The organism is Nakamurella leprariae (genome assembly GCF_016918035.1).
Taxonomy (GTDB): domain Bacteria; phylum Actinomycetota; class Actinomycetes; order Mycobacteriales; family Nakamurellaceae; genus Nakamurella; species Nakamurella leprariae.
Genome location: NZ_JAERWK010000002.1, coordinates 32,789 through 51,868, shown reverse-complemented (window position 1 = coordinate 51,868; position 19,080 = coordinate 32,789). Strand labels below are relative to the sequence as shown.

Here is a 19,080-nt window from a genome sequence, read left to right as displayed (position 1 = left end):
CGGCCCGCGGGGGGGGGGGGGGCGGGGGGGCCCGGGGGGGGGGGGGGCCGCGGGGCCCCCCCCCCCCGGGCCCCCCCGGACCGGGTGGTTGCTCACCGTGACCAAGTGGCTCCGGCCGGTCGCCGTGGCCGCTTCAGCCCCGCCCTGGTAATCAACTCCCATGCACGCAGGAGCGATCGGCCGCTGGTTCGAGCGGCACGACCCGGAGCGCTACGCGCTCCACCGCGCGGTCCGGTTGACCATCGTCGCCGTGATCGTGCTGGTCATCGCCCAGCGGCTCATCGGGAACACCCTGGTCGTCACCTTCGGCGTCTTCGGCACCTTCGCGCTGCTGCTGTTCGCCGACTTCCCCGGCAACCGCAGTGCCCGGGCCGGTTCCTACGCGATGCTCTGGTTCGTCGGGTGCCTGCTCATCGTCATCGGCACTGCGCTGAGCCAGGTGTGGTGGCAGGCCACGCTCGGCATGGCCGTCTTCGGCTTCCTGATCTGGTACGTCGGTGCGCTGTCGGCCGCGCTGGCCGCCGCCGGCCGCGCCGCGCTGCTGGCGTTCATCCTCCCGGTGCTGGTCCCGGGCTCGCTGTCCGACCTGCTGCCCCGACTCGGTGGCTGGACCCTGGCCGCGGCGCTGAGCGTGCCCGCCGCACTGTTCCTGTGGCCGCCGCGCCACCACGACCGGCTGCGTGCGACCGCCGCGGCGTCCTGCCGGACGCTGGCCGCTCGCTTCACCCCGGGCCGGCCGGACGCCGGGCGGCCGACGGCCGAGACCGACATCCGCACCGCCCTCGCCGCGATGGGGCAGGCCCGCCGGAACACCGCCTACCGTCCGGTGAGCCTGACCACCGGCAGCCGGCTGGTGCTGCGGGCCACCGACGAACTCGACTGGGTCGCCCAGGTCACCGATCCGAGCCGCGAGCCGGAACGGGACTGGCCGGCGTGGACCCAGCCGGTGATCGCGGCGGCCGCGCGGGTGTTGGATCTGTGCGCCGCGGCGCTCGGTCGAGAACAGGGACGCCTGTCCGCCGGGTTGCGGGCCGAGCTGCGCGACGCCCTCGAAGTGCTGACCCGGGAGCGGGCCGACGCCGCCCGCCGCCTCGGCGCGGCGCTCACCGGCACCGGGTCGGGGGCCGGACGCACCGCGCAGAGGCCCGACCCGGTGGAACCGTCCGACCCGGTGGCCGGCCACCGCATCCACCGGGTGCACGCCTGGGCCCATGTCGTCGCGGTGGTCGGTCGCACGGTGGCCGCGGCCGCGGAGGCCGACACCCGCCCGCTGCTGGCCCGCCTGTTCGGCCGGGGCTCCGGCGCCGTCGAGGTGCCGCCGATGCTGGACATCCGCGACCTGGCCATCGAACAGGCGCACCGCAACTCCGTCTGGCTGCAGCACAGCATCCGCGTCGGCGGTGGTCTGGCCGCGGCGGTGGCCGTCGCGCAACTCAGTCACGTGCAGCACGGCTTCTGGGTCGGGCTCGGTGCGATGTCGGTGCTGCGGACGTCGGCCGTGCTGACCACGTCCACTGTCTTCCGCGCCATCGTGGGCACCACGGTCGGGTTCCTGATCGGCGGCGGGTTGATGGTTCTGGTCGGCACCGGTCCAGCCGCGCTGTGGGTGTTGCTGCCGCTCTGCATCCTGATCGCCGGGTTCGCGCCGCAGACGGTGTCGTTCGCCGCTGGTCAGGCCGCGTTCACCGTGGCCGTGGTCGTCCTGTTCAACCTGCTCCAACCGGTGGGCTGGCGGGTCGGGCTGGTCCGCATCGAGGACGTCGCCCTGGGCGGAGCAGCCGCGCTGGTCGTGGGCATCATCTGCTGGCCGGGCGGCGCGGCCGCCCAGGTGCGGCGCGCGCTGGCCGACGCCTACCGAGCCGCGTCCGGGCTGTTCGCCGGCACCGTCCGGTCGGTGGTCGACGGCTGGGGACCGGCCGGGACGGCACGGGCGGCGCCGGACGGCAGCGTCGGGGCCGCGGCAGCGCTGCGGCTGGACGCGGCCGTGCGGCAGTTCGTGGCCGAGCGGTCCATCCGTCCCGAGCGGCTGGAGTTGGTCACCACGGTCGCCGGTGGGGTCAATCGGCTGCGGCTGGCGGCGGACAGTCTGGCCGAGGTCTTCGCAAATCCGCAGGCGGACGGCGGCCAGGCGGCGGCGCTCCGCTCCGGCGAGGCGGAACGGGTGCTGGACGAGCGCGCCGTGCGGTTGGACGCGTGGTTCACCGCGCTGGCTGACGTGATCGTCCGGCGCCGCACGGACCTGCCCCCGGCACCGTCGGCGGACACCGAGATCGCCGTGGTGGCGCTGATCCGCCGTTCGGCCGTGGAGGCGACATCGGACGCCGCCGTGGACGCCGGTGCGGAGCCGGGCGCGGGGGTCACGACGCGGGCGCTGCGGCTGGCCTGGATCAGCCTCTACCTGGACGACGCCAGCGACCTGGCCCAGCGGGTGGCCGGACCGGCAGTGGCCCTGCGCTCCCCTGCCGCGCCGCCGGAGCCGGACGGGGCGGTGTCGCGGTCGAACCGCGCCGCGGTGACGACACCGGCCTGACGAGACCGCCTGACACCAGCGGGGCCGGACGTCGGTCAGGACGCGAGACCGGCGTCGCGACCCCGGCCGGTCACCGGAGTCAGGGCGAGCCGGTCCGCCGGACGTGGCTCGCCGAGCAGGTACCCGGCCGCTGAGTCGACCCCGGCCTGCCGGAGCGCCTCGAGCTGGGCCGGTGTCTCCACCCCCTCGGCGACGGTCCGCACGCCGAGCACCCCGGCCAGGTGCACCACCACGTCGATGGACGCCCGGCCGAGCCGCGTGCCGATCTGCTGCACGAAGCTCCGGTCGATCTTCAGCACCGAGATGGGCAGGGTCGCCAAGCGGGCCAGCGAGCTGTACCCGGTCCCGAAGTCGTCGATGGCGATCGGGACCCCGGCCGTGTGCAGCGTGGTCAGCTCACGCAGGGCCACGTCCTCGTCAGCCAGCACCGACTCCGTGACCTCGATCCCGACCCGGCAGCGCCGCAGCTCGCCACGGGCCAGGCCGGCCAGGAAACGGGCGGCGTACCCGGAGGCGATCTCCCGACCGGAGACGTTCACCCACACCGTGAAGTCGGGCAGCGCGGCCCACCGGGCGGCGTCCCGACACGCGGTGCCGAACACTGAGACGCCCAGTTCCCGGATGAGGCCGGCGTCCTCGGCCAGCGGGACGAAGATGCCCGGCGGGATGTTCCCGCGCTCCGGGTGCGTCCATCGGGCCAGGGCCTCGACCCCGGCCAGCCGGTCGTTCCGCAGGTCGAGGACGGGCTGGTAGTGCACGTCCAGACCGCGGCGCTGCAACTGGTCCCGCAGCGCCGACTCCAGGTCGACCCGTTCCAGCAGCGCACGGTGGCTGGCTGCGTCGAACCACGAGATGCTGTTGCGACCGGCGTCCTTGGCCCGGTACAGCGCGACATCAGCGTCCCGCATGAGAATCTCGACCGTGGTCCCGGGCCCGGACGTGGCCAGCCCGATGCTCACCGTGGTGGTGAGCGAGTGCCCGGCGATGAGCACGGGTCGGCGCAGGGCGGAGCGGATCCGCTCGGCGATCCGCTGGGCGGCCTCCGGTGGGGTGTCGCGCAGCAGCACGACGAACTCGTCGCCGCCCTGGCGGGCCAGCACATCACCGGCGCGGACCTCCTGGGCCAGCAACCGGCCGACCGTCACCAGCAGGGCGTCGCCGGCGGCGTGCCCGAGCGAGTCGTTGACCAATTTGAACCGGTCGAGGTCGAGGAACAGCACGGTGACCGATCGCTGGGTGTCCGCCATGGTCTCGGCCAGGGCGGCCGTGGTCAGCCGGTCGAACTCCCAGCGGTTCACCAGACCGGTGAGCGCGTCGTGGGTGGCCTGGTGCGCCAGCTGGCGGTGAGCCGACTCGGCGGAGGCACGGGCCTCATCGGCCTCACGGCGCGCCCGCCGCTCCCCGTCCAGCAGGAGCTGGACCTGCTCCTGACGAGCCCGTTCGGCGGTGACGTCCTGGAAGTACAGGACCAGCCCCTCCCGCGATGGCTCGGCCCGGACGTCCAGCCAGATGTTGAGCGGATCCGGGTAGTGATCCACGAACCGTTGGCCCACCCGCTCGGTCATCACCCGACGGAACATCGTCTCGAAGACGGTGCCGACCGCGTGCGGGAAGCGCTCCCAGACTACCCGGCCGAGCAGATCGGTGGCTGAGCGACCGAGAATGCGCTCCGCCGCGCGGTTGACGAACAGGTACCGGAAGTCGTGGTCGAGCAGGACGAAGCCGTCGCTCACCGAGTGCAGCATCGCCTCCAGGCGTCCCTCGGCCTCGTGCGCGCCCGTGACGTCGGCCATGACGCCGACCATGCCGCTCACGGCGCCGGCCTCGTCCCGCAGGACCTCGGTGATCCGGCTGCGGACGTGCCGGACCGTGCCGTCATCGAGCAGCAACCGGAAGACGTCGACCACGGCCAGCGGATCATCGGCCTGGTACAGGGTGTGGGCCGCCTTGGCCTGGTCGTCGGGGTGCACCACCCGGAACCAGGTCTCGGTGGGCGACGCGTCTTGGCCCTCGACGCCGAACATGCAAGCCAGTTGGTCGTCCCAGGACAACTGGGCCGTGGCCGCGTCCCAGGCGAAGACACCGATGCCGCCCTGCTCGACGACACCCAGCCCGCCGTATGACGTTGCCTGAGAGTGCCCATCCATGTGCGCAGCGTAGTGTGTCGGTGACCATGATCACATTTGGTCACGGTCGCCTGCTCCGCCCGACGGTGCAGGCGGAGGTCGGAGGGCTGCGAGAGGTGATGAGCCGAGCGCCGAGTCGCCTCGGGGCGACGGTCCGAGGAGGCTCCAGCCGGTCGATGGACCGCGGTGTTCCTCAACGGCAATTGTGTTGTGAGGCCCGGGGACATGCCGGCGCCCGACCCGTGGACCACAGTACGCGCCGCGCCGACTCGCTCCGACCGCTGACGGCGGAGTGTGGTCACCGGTGACAATGAGTGATCGTCATGCGAAGCTGACCGCCATGCCGACGCAGTCCGTGCCGTCCGGACCCGCCCAGCCGATCGAGCATCCGGCCGCCGCCGTCCCACCCGCCGACCGCGACGCCGAGGCCGACGCCGGTTCCGCTCCGGTGCCGGCCACGGCCGAGCACCGTCGGCTGGCCGAATCCGCCGAGAGCGATGCGCCGTGGCGGCGGTGGGGGCCGTACCTGGCCGGCCGGCAGTGGGGCACCGTCCGGGAGGACTACTCGCCCGACGGGGACGCGTGGAACGCCTTCCCGTTCGACCAGGCCCACGCCCGTGCCTACCGCTGGGGCGAGGACGGGTTGGGTGGCGTCAGCGACCGGTACGGCTTCCTGAACTTCGCCCTGGCCACCTGGAACGGCAACGACCCGATCCTCAAGGAGCGGTTGTTCGGGCTGACCAACGCCGAGGGCAACCACGGCGAGGACGTCAAGGAGTACTGGTGGGCGCTGGACGGCACCCCCACCCACTCCTGGATGCAGTGGCGCTACCGCTACCCGCAGGCGGCGTACCCGTACGAGCAGTTGCGCGAGGTCAACCGGAACCGGTCCCGCACCGAGCGCGAGTACGAGCTGGCTGACACCGGGATCCTCGACGGGAGCCGGTTCTTCGACATCACCATGACCTACGCCAAGGCCGGACCGGACGACCTGACCATCACCATCACCGCGACCAACCACGGACCCGAGGTCCATCCGCTGCACCTCATCCCCCAGCTGTGGCTGCGCAACACCTGGAGCTGGGGCCGGGACCATCGGCCGGCCCGCATCGTGCACCGACCGCGCCGGAACGTGGACGCGGTCGCCACCAGCACCGTCCAGGTCGAGCACGAACTGGTCGGCGGCTACCGCCTCATCGCCGAGCACACCACCGCTGCTGCCGGCGGCACCCCGCGAGTGCTGTTCTGCCACAACGAGACCGACGCCGTCGGCCTGTGGGGCGCGGCGGCCAACCGGACGCCGACCGTCAAGGACGGCATCGGCCGGCACGTCGTGCACGGCGATCCGGACGCGGTGGTGGTGGCGGACGACTCGCTGCTCGGCAGTCCGGACGGCGAACCGGTCAGCGGCACCAAGGTCGGCTTCTGGTACCGGTTCGACGCGGTGGCACCCGGCGCCACGGTCACCGTCCGGCTGCGGTTGTGCACGGGTGACCCCGGAGAGTGGACCTTCGGCACCGACTTCGACGCGGTGGTGGCCGACCGGAAGGCCGAGGCCGACGAGTTCTACGACGCCGTCATCCCGGCCCACCTCAATGCCACCGACCGGACCGTGGCCCGGCGCGCCTTCGCCGGCCTGTTGTGGGGCAAGCAACTGTACCGGTACGGGGTGCAGGAGTGGCTGGACGGCGATCCGGCCGGTCCACCGGCGCCCGAGCAGCGCCGTCGGGAGGGTGCGCGCAACGACGACTGGACGAAACTCGCTCTCGCCGACGTGATCTCGATGCCCGACGAGTGGGAGTACCCGTGGTTCGCCTCATGGGACCTGGCCTTCCACTGCGTGGCGCTGGCCCACGTCGACCCCTCGTTCGCCAAGGCGCAACTGGTGCTGCTGTGCCGCGAGTGGGCGATGCACCCGAACGGTCAGCTGCCCGCCTACGAGTGGGAGTTCTCGGACGTCAACCCGCCGGTCCACGCCTGGGCCGCCTGGCACGTCTACCGCATCGACGGCAGCCGGGATCCGGAGTTCCTGGCCCGCATCCTGAGCAAGCTGCTGCTGAACTTCTCCTGGTGGCTGAACCGCAAGGACCCGGACGGCTCCGACCTGTTCGAGGGCGGCTTCCTCGGCATGGACAACATCGGGCTGTTCGACCGGTCCAAGGGGTTGCCGCCCGGCACCCGGCTGGAGCAGTCCGACGCCACCAGTTGGATGGGCTTCTTCTGCCTGCACATGTTCAAGATCGCGGTCGAACTGGCCGAGCATCCCGAGACCACGGCCAGGGCCTGGGACGACCTGGCCACCACGTTCCTGGAGCACTTCCTGTCCATCGCCGCGGCCATGGACGAGTTCGGCAGCCACGGGATCTGCCTGTGGGACGAGGGGCAGCAGTTCTTCTGCGACGTGCTGGTGCATCCGGACGGCACCGGTGAGCGGCTGCCGGTGCGATCGATGGTCGGGCTGCTCCCGCTGCTGGCGGTGGCGGTCGGCCCCCGGGACCTGGCCACTCGGCTGCCGGACTTCCAGGCCCGGCTGGCCTGGCTGCTGCGGCGTCGCCCTCAGGAGTGTCGCGGTCTGATCCGCAGTTCGGCCGGGGACGACCGGCGGGTCGCGCTCGCGCTGGTCGGTCCGGACCGCCTGCCGGCCCTGCTGTCCCGGCTCTTCGACGAGCGGGAGTTCCTGTCGCCGTATGGGATCCGGTCGCTGTCGGCGGCCTACCGGGACGGCTTCAGCATGGTCGTCGGCGGCCGCACCGTCGGCATCGACTACGAACCGGGTGAGTCCACCACCGGACTGTTCGGCGGCAACTCGAACTGGCGGGGGCCGGTGTGGTTCCCGGTGAACGTGCTGCTGGCCGACGCGCTGCGGGAGCACGACCGGGTCACCGGCGGCTCCGTCACGGTCGAGCTGCCGACCGGTTCCGGACGCACCGGCGCGCTGCGGGACGCGGCCGACGAGATCGAACGCCGGCTCATCGACCTGTTCCGGCCGGGAACCGACGGGGTCAGGCCCAGTGACGGGCAGCGCATCGAGGCCAGCGACGACCCGCTGTGGCGGGAGCACGTCACGTTCAGCGAGTACTTCCACGGCGACACCGGTGAGGGTCTGGGCGCCACCCACCAGACCGGGTGGACCGCGGTGGTGGCGCACCTGCTGTGCCGGCAGCCGCGGCCGATCAGCTGACGACCGGCGGCCCGGCGGGCCGCGGCGCGGGAACGTCGCCGCGGCTGGCGCCGCTCACCACCAGAACGGTGCGCCCGGTTCGACCGGGAGGTGATCCGGCCGGCGCTGCCCGGGCAGTTCGGGGACGGACGTCCCACTCGGGCCCGGCAGCGGGGTGACCGGGGCGCTGCGTCGACCGAAGCGGTCGACGCCCCAGCCGCCGTCCCGGCACCAGCCCAGGGAGGCCAGGGCCGCGTCGGCGGCGGCGTCACTGGGAGCGGTCCAGGCTGCGGTGGCGACCTGCCGTCCGTCGTCGTCGATGACGAACACGGAGCCGGCGAAGCCGTCGGCTCCGCCGCTGTCGGAGGCGGACCCCAGATCGCTGGAACTGATCCAGTCCATCCCGGACGACTGCGCGCCTTGGGCGACGGCGTGGTAGGTGACCTGCACCGATCCGGCGACGGGGAGATGATCGACGCTCAAACAACCCTCCTCGGGATTGCCGCGACGACGACCCGACCGGGGTTCGGCACGGACACCACCCAGGGACCGGGCGCCTTCGTCGTTGCGCGGGAGCGGTCGTGACACGCACGGCCGTGATCAATCGTAACGGCCGGTGAACATCTCCGACAAGAGCCGAAGCACCCGGGCACCGGCGCTGTCCGCGAGAGCACTGTCGGGTCATCGGGTCCCGGACGGCCGCCGAGCGTCAGCGCAGCCGCTCGGCGGTGCGGGCGGCCTCGACCACCCGGTCGCTCAACGCCTGGAGTTCCTCGGCGTCGGCCCCTTCGGCCACGGCGGTGGCCACGTCCTCGGCCGCGCACCGGACCGCGAACAGTCGGTCGGCCAGATCGTCCCGTTCCGCGCCGGACAGCACCCAGGCGTCGGGCGGCAACTGGCCGCGTTCCAACGCGTGCCGGTGCTCGTAGGCACGTTGCCGGCAGGCCTGGGCGCAGTACCGCCGGCGGCGGCCGACGCCGGCGGACACCACGAGCTCCCGCCCGCACCAGGCGCAGCGCTCCGGGGTCCGGCGGCTCGACCACCCGGCAGCCGCGGGCACGACACGGTCGGCGACGGATTCCGGCACGGGCCCAGGCTATGCCCGCGGCCCGTCACACCCGGCGTGACACACTGCGGCCGGTGACCGCCTTCCTGGACCCGCCGCGGCCCCGGGCCTTCGCTCATCGGGGGTGGCACCTCGGTGACGAGATCGGCGTGGAGAACACGATGGCGGCATTCCGGGCCGCCGTCACCCGTGGGTACGGATACCTGGAGACCGACGTCCGGTGCACCGCCGACGGCGAGCTGGTGGTGTTCCACGACCCGGTGCTGGACCGGGTCACGGACCGCACGGGCGAGATCGCCGCCCTGTCGTGGCGGGACGTGACCCGGGCCCGGGTCGGCGGTCGCGAGCCGGTCCCCCGGCTGGCCGACGTGCTGGCCGAGTTCCCCGACATCCGCTTCAACCTCGACGCCAAGTCCGACGCCGCGGTGGACCCGCTCCTGCGGGTGCTGGAGCAGGCACAGGCCTGGGACCGCGTCTGCCTGGGGGCGTTCTCCGACCAGCGACTGGCCCGGTTGGCCGCGGGCGCCCCGTCGTCCACCGCCCGCTCCCTGGGACCCGGCGAGGTGTTCGCGTTGGTCCGCGCGTCGGTCGCCCGTCGTCCGTTCCGACCACCGACCACCGGACGGGTCGTCGCCGCGCAGATCCCGGTGCGCTTCCGGCGGGTGCCGGTGGTGACCCGGTCGTCGGTCCGGACCGCGCACCGGGCTGGACTCGAGGTGCACGTCTGGACGGTGGACGATCCCCGCGAGATGCACCGCCTGCTCGACCTGGGCGTCGATGGTCTGATGACGGACCGTCCCGACGTGCTCCGTCAGGTGCTGCGGCAACGGTCGTCCCCACGTCCTGACGGAGCGTGATCACGGTCACCGACCGACTCACCGGTCGAGAGACGGATTGGCTCGAGCCGCCGCGTTGCCGCTATCCTTCCGCGGCTCGCTCCGCTAGCGTCACCTTGCGTGATGGCTTCGTCACCGATCGTTCGGGACACGCGGAGGGTGCATCCGACGCCGGAGCAGTTCCCGAACTCCTGGGCGAGATGTCGATGGTCGACCGGCCGGTTCGGCCGACCCGGAACCGGGAACGATTCAGACGTCCAGGTTGTTGTTACCCGTCGGTAGCGTCACCGGAACATCCGGGACACCCGCGACCGGCGCAGTGCGGATGCTCCCCGTCCCCGTCCGGCTCGAGCCTTCGGGCGTTCGGCGGACACGGCAGTACCAGTGGATCAGTGAGGAAGGAACATCATGGCGGACCGCGTCCTGCGGGGCAGTCGCCTCGGGTCGACCAGTTACGAGGCCGACCGCAACCACGACCTGGCGCCGCGCCGGACGGCCACGTACCGGTGCCCGCGCGACCATGAGTTCACCGTGCCGATGGCGGACGACGCCGAGGTGCCGGCGACCTGGGACTGCCGCATGCATGGCCAGTCCTCCACCCTGATCGATGGCTCGGTACCGGAGAGCAAGGCGGTCAAGCCGCCGCGCACCCACTGGGACATGCTGCTCGAGCGACGCTCCATCGAGGAGCTCGAAGAGATCCTCAACGAGCGGCTGTCCGAGCTGCGGAGCCGCCGCACCGCGTCCTGATGGGCGCCCGGCGGACGCCGGCGTCAGGCCACACCGACCACAGCACCGACCACAGCGCCGCCCGATCCGCCGGGCGGCGTTGTTCGTCGGTGCCGTGGTCGGTGCCGTGGTCGGCGCTGTGGTCGGTGCGGAGCGGTCAGGACCGTCGGGAGCGCAGCGCGGCGCGCAGCTGCTCCCAGCGGCGGCGGCTCCCCCACAACGTGACCTTCCACAACGCCTCGCGCACGATCGAGCCGCTCATCTTGGAGTCGCCGATCTCCCGCTCGGTGAAGGTGATCGGCACCTCGGCCAGCTCGAACCCGGCCCGGATGGTCCGCCAGCTCAGGTCCACCTGGAAGCAGTACCCGTGGGACTCGATCTCGTCCAGGGGCAGCGTCCGGAGCACCGCACTGCGGTAGGCCCGGTACCCGCCGGTGATGTCGTTGACCTTCACCCCCAGCGCCAGCCGCGAGTAGACGTTGCCGCCGCGGGACAGCAGTTCCCGGTGCCGGGGCCAGTTGACCACTCGGCCGCCGGGCACGTACCGCGACCCGATCACCGCGTCGGCCCCCCCGGCCGGGCTGATCCGGGCGAGCAGCCGGGGCAGTTGCTCGGGCGCGTGGGATCCGTCGGCGTCCATCTCCACGAGCACGTCGTACCCGCGCTCGAGTCCCCAGCGGAACCCGGCGATGTAGGCCGCTCCCAGACCTTGCTTGCCCGACCGGTGCAGCACATGCACCCGGTCGTCGGCCGCGGCGCGGTCATCGGCGACCTGCCCGGTCCCGTCGGGGCTGCCGTCGTCCACGACCAGGACATGCACCTGCGGGTTCGCGGTCAGCAACCGGTCGAGGATGCGTGGCAGGTTCTCCCGCTCCTGGTAGGTCGGGATGATGACGAGCACCTGATCGGTGGACGGGTCGGTCACGGAAGGCCTTTCACGGCAGCAGTGACGGATCGCTGCGGGTCGGTCGTGCGGGCCGCCCGACTCGCAGCGGGTGGACCGTTGATCAGGACGTCAGGAGGACCGGGTGCGTTCCCGGGTCCTCCTCACCACGCCCCCGATGGCGGCCCCGCCGAGCACGACCACGGCCAGCGCCGTGATCGCCCACTCCACCGGGGCGCCGAGCACACTACCGAGCGTGCGCTGCGAGATGAGCGGGACACTCGGGGTCATGAACCCGGGCGTGAACAACGGCACGGTCGACTCCACCGAGCCGTCCGGGCGGATGACCGCCGACACCCCGCTGGTCGCCGCGATGAGCACCTCGCGACCGTGCTCGACGGCCCGGACACGGCTCATCGCCTGCTGCTGGTAGGTCTCGTCGGTCCAGCCGAAGGTCGCGTTGTTGGTCTGCACGACGAGCACCTGCGCGCCGCCGTCCACCACGTCGCGGACCAGGTGCTCGTAGACGACCTCGAAGCAGATGACGTCGCCGATGTGGACCCCAGCCACCTCGAGGTTGCCGGGGGCGTCGCCGGGCAGGAAGTAGCCGGCCCGGTCCACCCAGGAGGAGAAGATCCGGAAGAACGACCGGTACGGCATGTACTCCGCGAACGGCACCGGATGCCGCTTGGTGTAGGTGTCGCCCGGTCCGGTGACCGGATCCCACACGATGCCCATGTTGTAGGTGCCGCGCGCCGTCTCATGCTGTCCGGGGGCGTCGTCGGGCGCGTCGACCACGGCACCGACCAGGACCGGCACGCCGATGTCGCGGGCGGCGGAGCTGATCATCTCCGCCGCCACCGGGTCCAGGTACGGGTCGATGTCGGAGGCGTTCTCCGGCCACACGACCAGTCGCGGGGCGGCGGCGGTGCCGGCCCGCACGGCCGCGGCCAGGGCGTGGGTCTGCTCGGCGTGCAGCCGGGTCACCGCGCGCCGTTGCGCGTTGAACTCCAACCCGGCCTGCGGGACGTTGCCCTGGATGACCGCGATGGTGCTGCGCGGCGTGTCCGCCAGCCGCTCCTCGGTCAGCACCGCGGGCCGGGACGCCAGCCCGCCGAGCAGCGGCACCGCCGTGACCGCCGTGGCGACGAGCAGCGCGAGAACGCCGCGGTGTCCCGGCTGCGCTCCCCCGGCCCGCCATCGCCGGACCGCGACGGCCACGGCGGACAGCCCGAAGCCGGCCAGCGCGGTGCCGAACGTCAGGCCGGCCGCGCCCAGCACGGCGGCGACCGGCAGCAGCGGGCCGTCCGGCTGGGAGAAGCCGATCCCACCCCACGGGAACCCGCCGAACGGGAACCGTGCGCGCAGCGCCTCGCCGGCCACCCAGATCGTAGCAGACAGCAGCGGCCAGATCCAGTCGCGGGCCGGCCGGGCCTGTCCCGGCGGCACGCTGCGGCGGCCCACCCGGGAGGCCACCGAGATCGCCGGGCCGACCAGCGCGGTGAGCAGGGCCTCGGCCACGGACAGGGTGACCGCCACGACCCCGACGTACACCGAGGTCCAGCTCAGCAACGGCAGGTAGAAGGCCAGCCCGAAGACCAGGCCCAGGCCCAGGGCCGGGCGCCAGCGGCGGCCGTGCACGGCGACGCCGAGCAGGCCCAGACCGACGATCGCCGCCCACCATCGGGTGGACGGGGCGTACGCCGCGTACAGGGCCAGCCCGCCGAGCGCAGCCGCCAGGATGCGCAGGCCGCCGGCGCCGCGCAGGGCGCGACGCCGAGTCGACCAGTGCGCGGCGCTGCGGACCGACCGCGGCGGGCGTGGCGTCGCCCTGGCCGGGGTCCCGTCCTCCGGCTCGTTCGCCGGGTCGGCCGACCCCGGCGGATCGGGTTCGGTCGAGGCGCGCACCGGCACGAGGGTACTGCCGCCGGTGCCCGCCTCACCGGCCGCGCAGCGGCGCCTCCTCCAGCCCGGCCAGCGAGCCGTCGGAGTGGGCCAGCGCCCCGTCGACCAGGGTGGCGACGGTCCGCGGCAACCGCGCGCCGGGCGCCAGGTCGGGCAGCAACGGCACGCCGGAGCGGGGATCGGTCGACCAGCGCGCCACGGTCGGGTCGGCGGCCGGCCGCACCAGCGCGGGCGAGTCCGCCACCACCAGGTCGGCCGGCGCTCCGGCGGTCAGCTGACCACCGGAGCGGCGTCCGGCCGCCCGGTGACCGCCGCGGGTGTGGGCGGTGAGCGCCGCCCGAGGGGAGACGCCGTGTCCGTCGGTGCGTGGATGCACGGCAGCCCGCATCGCCTTCCACGGGCCGACCGGGGTCACCGGGGCGTCGGAGCCGAACGCCAACGCCACCCCGGCCGCGGCCAGGTCGGCGAAGGAATTCATGGCGCCGGCCCGTGCGGCGCCGAGCCGGCGGGCGTACATGCCGTCGGGGCCGCCCCACGCCTCGTCGAACCGGGGCTGCACGCTGGCCACCAGCCCGAACTCACCCAGGGCCGTGAATTCCGCCCGGCCGACCATCTCGGCGTGCTCGATCCGATGGGCCAGGCCGGCCAGCCGCGGCCGCCACGCCGGACCCGACCCGGCCAGCCGTTCCGCAGCCCGCCGCAGCCCGTCGACCACCGCGCCGACCGCCGCGTCGCCGATGGCGTGGAAGCCGGCCTGGATGCCCGCCCGGGTGCAGGCCTCCAGGTGCGCGACGATCTGCTCATCGGTGAGGTACCGGCGGCCGGACGTCGACGCGTCCCGGTACGGCTCGCGCAGCGCCGCGGTGTGCGAGCCGAGACTGCCGTCGACCGCGAGATCGCCCCCGAGCGCGTCCGCACCGGTGCGGGCCAGCACCGCGCGCGCCTCGTCCTCGTCGCCGACCAGCGCGGCCAGGTATCCCCGGACCCGGACAGCGCCCGGCCGGTCCCGCGTCGTCAGCAGCGCGGCCAGGTCGGCTTCGCCGGCCGGGTCGCCGATGGCGGCCTCGTGCACCTCGACGATCCCGGCCGCCGCGGCGTGCCGCAGGAAGGCCTGCTGTGCCCGGGCCCGCCGGTCCGCGCCCAGCAGCCCCTTGGCCGTGGCGCGGACCCGCTGGTGCACGTCCGCGACCACCCGGCCGTCGGCGTGGTCACCCTCGGCGATCCCGGCGCTGACGAGCAGGGTCCGGCTGACCACGGCGGAGTGCAGGTCGATCCGAGCCACGTAGGCGGGCCGGTCGCCGACCACGGCGTCGATCTCGGCGCCGGTCGGGGGCCCGGCCTCCGCCCCGGCGGCCGGCCACCGGGTGTCGTCCCAGCCGTGGGCCCAGAGCAGCCCGTCCGGCTGGTCGCGTGCGGCCGCGGCGAGCAGCGCCAGGGCGTGCTGCCGCCCGGTGGCGGCGGTCAGGTCGATGCCGGTCAGCGGCAGGCCGGCGTCGGTGCTGTGCACGTGGGCGTCCACGAAGCCCGGCACGACCAGGGCGCCGTCCAGGTCGACGGTGGTGTCGACGTGGCCGGCCGCGGTGATCGAGTGCTCGCCGCCGATCCAGCTGATGATCCCGTCGGTGACGGCCAGGGCGGTCGCCGCCGGGTCGTCCGGCGTGTGGACCCGTCCGCCACGGAACAGCACAGTGCTCATGACGCTCAGTCAACCCCACGCGCCCGTCCGGTTGATCGCGGTGGGCCGTGCCGTTCCGAATCACCCCGGAAGGAGCGACGACCTGAGGCCCGGTGTTTGAGAGAGTGGTTCCCGTGTCGAACCAGCCGGGCAGTCCCGACTCCGTTGACCCCGGGACCGAGCGTCCCGCCCGCTCCGGACCGGCCACGGTCGACACCCGACCCGCCCCGGACGGCACCCGTCCTGAGCCGCTGACCGACGGCGCGCCTGCTCCGGCCGGCGGGCTCACCTCCGCGCAGGTGGCCGAGCGCGTCGCCCAGGGACGGGTCAACGTCACCGACGCCGCGTCCTCCCGGCCGCTGTGGACCATCGTCCGGACCAACGTCTTCACCCGGTTCAACGCCATCCTCGGCTGCCTGTTCGTGCTCATCCTGATCACCGGATCGCTGGCCGACGGGCTGTTCGGCGTGGTGCTGGTGGTCAACTCGCTCATCGGGATCGTCCAGGAGTACCTGGCCAAGCGGAAGCTGGACCGACTCGCCCTGCTGAACGCGCCGACCACCCGGGTGGTGCGCGACGGACGCATCGCCGAGATCGCGACGGCCGAGGTGGTCCAGGACGACCTCATCGAGCTGCGCACCGGTGACCAGGTCCCCGCCGACGGCGCGCTGGGTCAGGTCGCCGGGCTGGAGATCAACGAGTCGAACCTGACCGGCGAGTCCGACGCCGTGCCCAAGCAGGTCGGCGACCAGGTGCTGTCCGGCACCGTGGTGGTGGCCGGCAGCGGGCGGTTCACCGCCGTCGCGGTCGGCGACGACGCCTACGCCAACCGGATCGCCGCCGAGGCCAAGAAGTTCACCAGGACCCACTCCGAGATCCAGTCGTCGGTCAACAAGCTGCTGAAGTACATCACCTGGGTCATCGTGGTCGCGCTGCCGCTGCAGATCTGGTCGCAGACCCGGGCCATCGGCGACGAGGGCTGGCGCGAGGTCGTCATCCGGTCCACCGGCGGCCTGGTCGGCCTGGTCCCCGAGGGCCTGGTGCTGCTCACTTCGGTGGCGTTCCTGCTGGCCGCGGTGCAGCTGACCCGGCAGCAGGTGCTGGTCCAGGAGCTGCCGGCGGTCGAGGGCCTGGCCCGCGTCGACGTGGTGTGCCTGGACAAGACGGGCACGTTGACCGTCGGGGACATCGTCTTCGAGGACCTGCTGCCGCTGGACGCCTACGATCTGGACGACCTGCGGGCCGCGCTGGGCGCGATGGCCGACGACCCGAACGCCAACGGCACGCTGCTGGCCTGCGCCGCGGCCGCCCGGCCGCCGGCCGACTGGGTGCGGCGGGACAACATCGCGTTCAACTCGGCCCGCAAGTGGAGCGCGGCCACGTTCACCGGCCGGGGCACCTGGGTGCTGGGCGCACCGGACGTGCTGCTCACCGCGGACAGTCCGATCCGGGACCGGGTGCACGAGCTGGCCGGCACCGGCCGCCGGGTGCTGCTGCTGTCGCACACCGACGAGCTGCTGCACGGCCAGGAACTGCCCGGCGCGCTGGTGCACCGCGGTCTGGTCGTGCTCACCGAGCAGGTCCGGCCCGACGCCGAGGAGACGCTGCGCTACTTCGCCGAGCAGGGCGTGGCCATCAAGATCATCTCCGGGGACAACCCGACCACGGTGGCCGCGATCGCCCGCCGGGTCGGTCTGGACGTGCCCGACGACGCGGTGGTCGACGCCCGGACCATCGGCGAGGACATCGAGCAGCTGCGCCCGCTGGTCGAACGGACCACCGTGTTCGGTCGGGTCTCCCCCGAGCAGAAGCGGGCCCTGGTCAACGCGCTGCAGCGCAACGGGCACGTCGCCGCGATGACCGGGGACGGGGTGAACGACGCGCTGGCGCTCAAGGACGCCGACATCGGGGTCGCCATGGGAAACGGCGCGCAGGCGACCAAGGCGGTGGCCCAGCTGGTGCTGCTGGACGGGAAGTTCTCGCACCTGCCGTCGGTGCTGGCCGAGGGCCGCCGGGTGATCGGCAACGTCGAACGGGTGGCCAACCTGTTCGTGGCCAAGAACGTGATGAGCCTGATCGCGATCGTGTCGGCGGCGCTGTTCGCCACCCCCTTCCCGTTCCTGCCCCGCCATCTGACGCTGGTGTCCGCGGTCACCATCGGCATTCCGGCCTTCTTCCTGGCCCTGGGGCCGAACAAGCGGCGGTACCTGCCCGGCTTCCTGGCCCGCGTGCTGCGGTTCGCGGTGCCGGCTGGCGCGGTCGCCGGGCTGGTGGTGTTCGCGTCCTACCTGTGGGCCCGCAGCAGCCACGGCGGCATCCCCGGGTGCGCCCCGGGCGCCGGCGCGGCGACGAGCGAGAACCCGGTGTGCTGGCAGCCGTCCACCGCCGCGACGATCTCGCTGCTGGTCACCGCGTTCTGGATCCTCATCGTGCTGGCCCGGCCGTTCCGGATGTGGAAGGCGGTGCTGGTCGGCGCGATGATCGGCCTGGCCGTGCTGGCGTTCGTGCTGCCCATCGCTCAGACGTTCTTCGAGTTCAGCACGCCCACCGACCTGCTGTGGCAGTCGCTGCTGGTCGGGGCGTGCGGCGCCGCCGCGGTCGAGCTCATCTACCGGCTGTCGCCGGGGATGCGGCAGGCCGGCGGCCGCTGATCCGGCGTCGCGGGGTGCCCGTCAGCCGGCGGGCTGTCCGGCGACCGGCTCGTCGTGCTGTGCCCTGCGGTTCGGGCGGTCCCGCGGCATGAGCCGGATCGCGATGGCGAGCAGCACCGCGACGACCGGCACGGCCAGGAAGACGTGGCTGGACGCCTCGGCCAGCAGGGCCGGATCCGGGTCGCCCTCAGCGGCGGCGGAGCCGCTGAGCGTCGCGTTGGCGATGGCCCCGAAGATGGCGACGCCGACGGAGCTGCCGATGGATCGGGCGAACATGTTGGTCCCGGTGACGACGCCGCGCTCCTCGTAGCCGACGCTGGTCTGGGCCGCGATCAGGGTGGGGACGGCGGTCAGGCCCATCCCCAGCCCGACCAGGAACGAGCCCACCGCCACCTGCCAGAAGGACGAGTCCGCCCCCAGCAGACCGATGAGCACCGCCCCGGCCAGCGCCGACACCATGCCGATCGAGGCGGTGGTCCTGAACCCCACCCGCAGGTACAGCCGGCCGGCCTGGGAGGCGGCCAGCGGCCAGCCCAGCAGCATCGGCGCGAGGGCGAAACCGGCGACCAGCGGTCCGTAGCCGAGCACACCCTGCGCGTACGTCGGCACGTAGCCGGTCAGGCCGAGGACGAGCGCACCGACGAGCAGCGAGACCAGACTGGTGGTCACCAGCAGCCGGCGGCGCAGCAGTCGCAGCGGCAGGATCGGCTCAGCCACCCTCCGCTCGACGAGCACGAACACCACCAGCAGCAGCACGCCGGCCGCCAGCACCCCGATCCCGGCCGGCGAGATCCAGGCCCAGGCGTTGCCGCCCTCGAGCAGGCCGAGGATCAACAGCCCGCAGCCCGCGGTGAGGAGCACTGCGCCGGGGATGTCGACGTGGCGCCGCTGCCCGACCCGCTGCTCGTGGAAGTTGCGCACCAGCATCCAGGCGGCCAGCAGGCACAGCGGGATGTTGATGAAGAAGACCCACCGCCAGCTCACGTACTCGGCGAAGACGCCGCCGACCAGCGGACCCACCACGCTGGAGATCCCCCACACCGACGCCAGGTAGCCCTGGGCCTTGGCCCGCTCCCGCAACGTGTAGATGTCGCCGGCGATGGTGATGCCCATCGGCATCACCGCGCCCGCCCCCAGGCCCTGGATGGCCCGGAAGACGATGAGGGCCGGCATGTTCCAGGCGAACCCGCACAGGATCGAGCCCAACAGGAACAGCCCGATGCCGAGCAGCATGATCGGCTTGCGGCCGACCACGTCGGCGAGCTTGCCGTAGATCGGCGTCGACACCGCCTGGGCCAGCAGGTAGACCGAGAACAGCCAGGGGAACTGGGAGAAGCCGCCCAGGTCGGCCACCACCGACGGGACGACGGTGGCCAGGATGGTCGAGTCGAGCGCGATGAGCGACGACGACAGCATCAGCGAGATCAGGATCGGTCCGCGTTCGGACCGGAAGCCCACCCCGGATCCGGCTCCCGGGGTGCCGCCGCTCGCGGGCGAGGCACTGCCGGCGGACGGGGAC

General features: G+C 73.2%; 12 protein-coding genes. 5 read left to right on the top strand and 7 right to left on the bottom strand.

The window, feature by feature from the left end; translation table 11 throughout:
* Nucleotides 1–160: 160 nt before the first annotated feature.
* Nucleotides 161–2,530 (top strand): FUSC family protein, encoded by a 2,370-nt coding sequence (locus JL106_RS01270; protein WP_205258861.1) that lies wholly within the window; start codon nt 161–163, stop codon nt 2,528–2,530.
* A gap of 35 nt (nt 2,531–2,565) precedes the next feature.
* On the opposite strand, the gene JL106_RS01265 is transcribed toward JL106_RS01270, so the two are convergent.
* The gene (locus tag JL106_RS01265; RefSeq protein ID WP_205258860.1) at nt 2,566–4,677 is read right to left on the bottom strand and encodes a putative bifunctional diguanylate cyclase/phosphodiesterase; all 2,112 of its coding nucleotides are present in this window, start codon (nt 4,675–4,677) and stop codon (nt 2,566–2,568) included.
* 319 nt (nt 4,678–4,996) lie between these two features.
* On the opposite strand from JL106_RS01265, the gene JL106_RS01260 reads away from it, so the two are divergent.
* Entirely contained in the window at nt 4,997–7,837 is a 2,841-nt protein-coding gene (locus JL106_RS01260; protein WP_236006479.1) for an MGH1-like glycoside hydrolase domain-containing protein, read from the top strand.
* Nucleotides 7,838–7,891: 54 nt separating this feature from the next.
* Here JL106_RS01260 and JL106_RS01255 read toward each other — a convergent pair whose 3' ends face one another.
* Both JL106_RS01255 and JL106_RS01250 read right to left on the bottom strand, forming a co-directional pair.
* Entirely contained in the window at nt 7,892–8,299 is a 408-nt protein-coding gene (locus JL106_RS01255) for a hypothetical protein (RefSeq protein WP_205258859.1), read from the bottom strand.
* Nucleotides 8,300–8,525: 226 nt separating this feature from the next.
* Nucleotides 8,526–8,903: a hypothetical protein gene (locus JL106_RS01250; RefSeq protein ID WP_205258858.1), complete on the bottom strand. Its 378-nt coding sequence runs from the start codon at nt 8,901–8,903 to the stop codon at nt 8,526–8,528.
* Nucleotides 8,904–8,956: 53 nt separating this feature from the next.
* Here JL106_RS01250 and JL106_RS01245 point away from each other — a divergent pair, with 53 nt between their 5' ends.
* Nucleotides 8,957–9,739 carry a glycerophosphodiester phosphodiesterase gene (locus JL106_RS01245; RefSeq protein WP_205258857.1) on the top strand — a complete coding sequence of 261 codons (783 nt, stop codon included), beginning with the start codon at nt 8,957–8,959 and terminating at the stop codon, nt 9,737–9,739.
* A 387-nt stretch (nt 9,740–10,126) separates the two neighbouring features.
* A complete protein-coding gene (locus JL106_RS01240; RefSeq protein WP_205258856.1) occupies nt 10,127–10,468 on the top strand; it encodes an RNA polymerase-binding protein RbpA in 342 nt (113 codons plus the stop codon).
* A gap of 136 nt (nt 10,469–10,604) precedes the next feature.
* Here the strand turns inward: JL106_RS01240 and JL106_RS01235 are convergent, their stop codons facing one another.
* The 3 genes from JL106_RS01235 to JL106_RS01225 all read right to left on the bottom strand — a co-directional run bounded on the left by JL106_RS01235 (nt 10,605) and on the right by JL106_RS01225 (nt 14,931).
* A complete protein-coding gene (locus JL106_RS01235) occupies nt 10,605–11,372 on the bottom strand; it encodes a polyprenol monophosphomannose synthase (protein ID WP_205258855.1) in 768 nt (255 codons plus the stop codon).
* Between the two features lie 90 nt (nt 11,373–11,462).
* Complete coding sequence (gene lnt, locus JL106_RS01230; protein ID WP_205258854.1) at nt 11,463–13,238, bottom strand: apolipoprotein N-acyltransferase; 1,776 nt, start codon at nt 13,236–13,238, stop codon at nt 11,463–11,465.
* Nucleotides 13,239–13,269: 31 nt separating this feature from the next.
* Nucleotides 13,270–14,931: an amidohydrolase gene (locus tag JL106_RS01225; RefSeq protein WP_205258853.1), complete on the bottom strand. Its 1,662-nt coding sequence runs from the start codon at nt 14,929–14,931 to the stop codon at nt 13,270–13,272.
* A gap of 113 nt (nt 14,932–15,044) precedes the next feature.
* Between JL106_RS01225 and JL106_RS01220 the strand changes: the two genes are divergently transcribed.
* Nucleotides 15,045–17,561, top strand: coding sequence for an HAD-IC family P-type ATPase (locus JL106_RS01220; RefSeq protein WP_328840936.1), 2,517 nt, complete (start codon nt 15,045–15,047; stop codon nt 17,559–17,561).
* Between the two features lie 21 nt (nt 17,562–17,582).
* Here JL106_RS01220 and JL106_RS01215 read toward each other — a convergent pair whose 3' ends face one another.
* Complete coding sequence (locus JL106_RS01215) at nt 17,583–18,977, bottom strand: MDR family MFS transporter (RefSeq protein ID WP_456238371.1); 1,395 nt, start codon at nt 18,975–18,977, stop codon at nt 17,583–17,585.
* Nucleotides 18,978–19,080 lie beyond the last annotated feature (103 nt).

Excerpts from the sequence above, each read along its gene's own strand:
- JL106_RS01265 (WP_205258860.1), bottom strand. The coding sequence starts at position 4,677 with ATGGATGGGCACTCTCAGGCAACGTCATACGGCGGGCTGGGTGTCGTC.
- JL106_RS01215 (WP_456238371.1), bottom strand. The coding sequence starts at position 18,977 with ATGCTGTCGTCGTCGCTCATCGCGCTCGACTCGACCATCCTGGCCACC.
- JL106_RS01225 (WP_205258853.1), bottom strand. The coding sequence starts at position 14,931 with ATGAGCACTGTGCTGTTCCGTGGCGGACGGGTCCACACGCCGGACGAC.
- JL106_RS01270 (WP_205258861.1), top strand. The coding sequence starts at position 161 with ATGCACGCAGGAGCGATCGGCCGCTGGTTCGAGCGGCACGACCCGGAG.
- JL106_RS01260 (WP_236006479.1), top strand. The coding sequence starts at position 4,997 with ATGCCGACGCAGTCCGTGCCGTCCGGACCCGCCCAGCCGATCGAGCAT.
- JL106_RS01240 (WP_205258856.1), top strand. The coding sequence starts at position 10,127 with ATGGCGGACCGCGTCCTGCGGGGCAGTCGCCTCGGGTCGACCAGTTAC.